The following is a 4,558-nucleotide window of genomic DNA, read 5'->3' as shown; positions in this document are numbered from 1 at the left end:
AACTCCTGTAGAACCTACAACGCCAATAACTCCTGTAGAACCTACAACGCCAATAACTCCTGTACAACCAACACCGCAAATACCAACCACATAAACGTCAATTTATACCCGATGCCAGGGGCAGAACTATAACAACTGCTAACTACTGCCTCTACAGCAACCTAAGCAAAAAGTGATATTCCCTACGATCGGGGAACATCTGCTAACGCTAAATTAAATCAAGGACAGGACTTACACAGGGTTTACCGGATATCCTTATATAGTTCAATGACGTTTTCTGTGTAAGTTCCCAGGAATTAACTTGTTGCTAAAGAGAACATAAATTTATGACTTTTGATTACGACCTGTTTGTAATTGGTGCGGGTTCTGGAGGTTTGGCGGCTTCAAAACGGGCGGCTAGCTATGGGGCAAAAGTGGCGATCGCTGAATATGATTTAGTTGGTGGCACTTGTGTGATTCGTGGTTGCATTCCCAAAAAACTTATGGTCTATGGCTCTCACTTTCTGGGACTGTTCAGTGAAGCTTCAGGCTATGGCTGGAAAGTAGGTAATGCCGAGTTAGACTGGGAATATTTCATTACATCTATAGATAAGGAAGTTCGGCGACTGTCGCAACTACATATCAGCTTTTTAGAAAAAGCGGGAGTGGAACTAATTTCTGGTCGCGCCACATTGCTAGACCCCCATACAGTAGAAGTGGATGGACGCAAAGTTACAGCAGATAAAATTTTAATTGCTGTTGGTGGGCGTCCCGTCAAGCCAGATTTACCAGGGATGGAATATGGCATTACCTCCAACGAAATTTTTCATCTAAAAGAACAACCAAAACATATCGTCATTCTTGGCGCTGGTTATATTGGCACAGAATTTGCCTGTATCATGCGTGGTTTGGGTTCTGATGTGACACAAATTACCAGAGGTGAAAAGATTTTGAAGGGATTTGATGAAGACATCCGTACAGAAATTGAAGAGGGGATGACAAACCACGGAATTCGGCTGATTAAGAATAATGTGGTAAAAACAGTTGAACGCGTGCCGGAAGGTTTTAAACTTACTTTGTCAGGGGAAGACCAAGAACCAGTAATTGCCGACGTGTTTTTAGTGGCGACTGGTCGAACTCCCAATATAGATGGACTAGGTTTAGAAAACGCTGGGATTGATGTTGTCGCTAGTTCTATCGAAGGGCCAGGATACAGTACCACAAATGCGATCGCAGTCAATGAATATAGTCAAACTAATCAACCGAATATCTTTGCCGTTGGCGATGTCACAGACCGAATCAATTTAACTCCTGTCGCCATTGGCGAGGGACGAGCCTTTGCAGATAGTGAATTCGGCAATAACCGCCGCGAATTCAGTCACGAAACTGTTCCCACAGCCATATTTTCTACCCCAGAAGCCGCTACAGTCGGCTGGACAGAAGCCGAAGCACGGCAAAAACTCGGTGATGCCGTAAAAATTTTTCACACTCGCTTTCGCCCCATGTACCATAGTTTGACTGGTAAGCAAGAGAAAACAATGATGAAGTTGGTAGTTGATAGCAACACTGACAAAGTGCTAGGCGCTCACATGGTGGGTGAAAATGCTGGTGAGATAATTCAAGGTGTGGCGATCGCACTGAAGATGGGCGCAACTAAAAAAGACTTTGACGCCACCGTTGGTATCCATCCCTCAGTAGCGGAAGAATTTGTCACAATGCGATAACTAGGTCATTTGTCATTTGTCATTTGTCCTTTGAAATCACAATTGACAAATGACTAAAGACGACCTAACGGGAAAATTTTAATGCCCACCCAGTATATTTACTTGCACGGTTTCGCTTCCAGCCCTAATTCTACCAAAGCGCGGGATATAGGCGATCGCTTTGCCCAAATTCACACAAAGGTAAAAATCCCCGATCTAAATGCTGGCGATTTTTCGCAGTTGACAATCACTCGTCAGATTACTCAAGTTGCCGCAGAATTCAGTAATAATTCTACGCCAGTAACGCTCATTGGCTCAAGTTTAGGCGGCTTGACTACTGCCCACTTAGGACAGCAATATTTACAAGTACAACGTCTTGTGCTGCTAGCACCAGCTTTTGAGTTTTTATCTCATTGGTTACCCAAGTTAGGCGATGAAGAAGTACAACGGTGGCAGCAAGAAAAATATATCATGGTCTACCACTATGGGGAGGAGCGAAAGCTTCCCTTAAGTTACGATTTCGTTATAGATGCTGCTCAATATCAAGAGGAGTTTTTGCAACGTCCTATCCCCACCCTGATTTTGCATGGAAAAAAGGATGAAGTCATTCCCATCGAAGCTAGTCGTAACTTTGGGCGATCACGTCCTTGGGTGGAGTTAGTCGAACTCGACAGCGATCACGCCTTGGGTAATGTTATGGAAGAAATTTGGCAGGCAATTCGCCTCTTTTGCCAATTACCTTGAAGCTGTAAAATATTAGACTCTCACATAAATAATGTCCTTAGTAATTTGTCCTTTGTTAGTTACTAATGACTAATGACTAATGACTAATGACCAATGACCAATGACTAAAATTATGCTTCCCTTTATCCGGTCAGATTTAGCCAAATTTACCGCGTACAAACCTCACCCCAGCAGCGATACAGCCGGATCTGTCCCTGTGCAATTTGATCGGCTAGATACAAATGAAAGCCCTTATGATTTACCACCTGAGTTAAAACAGAAGCTAGCCTGGACGTATCAGCAAGTAATTGAAACAAATCGTTATCCCGATGGCAGACATGAGACACTTAAACATGCAATCGCCCAATACGTCAATGAATCAGCCGCCATCTCACTATCCAATACTGCTGCCAATATTTCTGTTGGAAATGGTTCAGATGAACTAATCCGTTCTTTATTAATTGCCACCTGTCTAGGAGGAGAAGGTTCAATTCTAGTTGCCAATCCCACTTTCTCTATGTACGGAATTTTGGCACAAACTTTGGGTATTCCTGTAGTGGCAGTGGGTAGAAATGAAACAAATTTTGAAATTGACTTAAAAGCTGCACAGGCTGCGATCGAAAATACTCAAGATCTCCCGATTCGCGTAGTTTTCGTAGTGCATCCTAATTCACCGACTGCCAATAGTTTAACTGCGGCAGAGTTGGCATGGTTAAGAAGTTTGAGTCAGCATATTTTGGTAGTAATTGATGAAGCTTACTTTGAATTTAGTCAAACTACCCTAGTAGGTGAATTAGCACAGCGCCCCAATTGGGTGATATTACGTACTTTTTCTAAAGCCTTCAGATTGGCATCTCACCGTGTTGGTTATTGTGTCGCTCATCCCGAAGCGATCGCCATTTTAGAAAAAGTTCGCTTACCTTACAATCTCCCTAGCTTTTCCATAGCAGCAGCATTAGTTGCTTTACAAAACCGCACACTCTTGCTAGAGTCAATTCCCCAAACCCTGAGTGAACGAGCCAAACTCATCGAAATATTATCCCAGCAACCAGAACTACAAATTACCAAAAGCGCTGCTAACTTTATTTACCTACGTCTTAAACCAAATAGCTTTAAGTCACCAGATGCTGCATTAAAAACTTTCCACCAGAAGCTTAGAACACTTGGCACCATTGTACGACACATTAGCCCAGGATTGCGAATTACTGTAGGGACAATTGAGGAAAACGCCCGCACAGTTAATCGAGTACAAGCTGTTTTGGCAAATTTGGAATTTTAGCAATTCACTCAGTAATTAAATCGGCTGTCCACTTCACTGCCCAAACGGCGTACTATTCCCACTGTTTGTGGCAGCACACCTACTAAAAGAGCAAAAGCAACATCCGGCAGGAGAGCCACTATTTCTGGTGGAAAGTATTGTTCAAATTGATCGAGAATTTTCTGAACTCGCTCTCCAGGCACTGGGTTTTCTGTAATTTGTTTGATCAATCGAATCCACTGTCGCCTAATCAAGTAAGCCTTCTGGCGTTCTTCATTAAATTCGGGAGTTAATAAAGACAGATTACCTATGGGCAGTGCCCTTTGGCAATCACAATCATAATCCCCACCCACGGCAGCCCCAGGCCCAGCAAACTCTGCATGGTAGCGTTTAAAGAGGATTAATCCATTTCGTCTACGACTATTGACGATGAAAACTTCCCCACTGTGCAAACGTGTAAGGATATCCGAGCCTTGCGATTGCTCAGTTCCGTCTGGCATGACAAGAGAATCAAGGAAACTAGCTTCAGGGTAATAAGTTGATACCATAGAAGTCTGATAGCGCTGATGCTGTTCGCTATCCATGTTTTTTAAACTTTTAACGAATTTGGTAGTAGTATGCACTTCAAAACAGAATTAGCTGTTATGTCAAATCTGGTTTTTGAATTCTTTATATTATCAAGAGTCTTTTGGCGAATTTTACTAAGATAGTAATAAATAGGCATTGTTTAGTAATTGAGTAATCATATTTTATGAGATATAACTAGATTTGTCTTCCAATTATGATAGGGTTTTCTTAAAGTTTTTATAAAGATGAATATCTTAATTAAAAAGTTATTATGAGCTATGGCTAGTTTTCTCAAGTAAATTATACAGCTATTTTCATTGTAATTAAT

The 4,558-nt window shown here is 42.0% G+C and carries 4 protein-coding genes; 3 read left to right on the top strand and 1 reads right to left on the bottom strand.

Going from position 1 to position 4,558, the window contains the following annotated elements; translation table 11 throughout:
* Positions 1–326: 326 nt before the first annotated feature.
* From gor to ACFFAP_RS15020, 3 genes are all read left to right on the top strand, one after another.
* A complete protein-coding gene (gene gor / locus ACFFAP_RS15030) occupies positions 327–1,703 on the top strand; it encodes a glutathione-disulfide reductase (RefSeq protein WP_375511953.1) in 1,377 nt (458 codons plus the stop codon).
* A gap of 81 nt (positions 1,704–1,784) precedes the next feature.
* The gene (locus ACFFAP_RS15025; protein ID WP_375511952.1) at positions 1,785–2,426 is read left to right on the top strand and encodes a YqiA/YcfP family alpha/beta fold hydrolase; all 642 of its coding nucleotides are present in this window, start codon (positions 1,785–1,787) and stop codon (positions 2,424–2,426) included.
* A gap of 112 nt (positions 2,427–2,538) precedes the next feature.
* Complete coding sequence (locus ACFFAP_RS15020; RefSeq protein ID WP_375511967.1) at positions 2,539–3,684, top strand: histidinol-phosphate transaminase; 1,146 nt, start codon at positions 2,539–2,541, stop codon at positions 3,682–3,684.
* Between the two features lie 8 nt (positions 3,685–3,692).
* Here the strand turns inward: ACFFAP_RS15020 and ACFFAP_RS15015 are convergent, their stop codons facing one another.
* Complete coding sequence (locus ACFFAP_RS15015) at positions 3,693–4,247, bottom strand: hypothetical protein (protein ID WP_375511951.1); 555 nt, start codon at positions 4,245–4,247, stop codon at positions 3,693–3,695.
* Positions 4,248–4,558 lie beyond the last annotated feature (311 nt).

This window comes from uncultured Nostoc sp., assembly GCF_964245575.1.
Taxonomy (GTDB): Bacteria; Cyanobacteriota; Cyanobacteriia; order Cyanobacteriales; family Nostocaceae; genus Nostoc.
The sequence above is the reverse complement of the archived record's forward strand: the minus strand, read 5'-3'. Positions and strand labels throughout refer to the sequence as shown.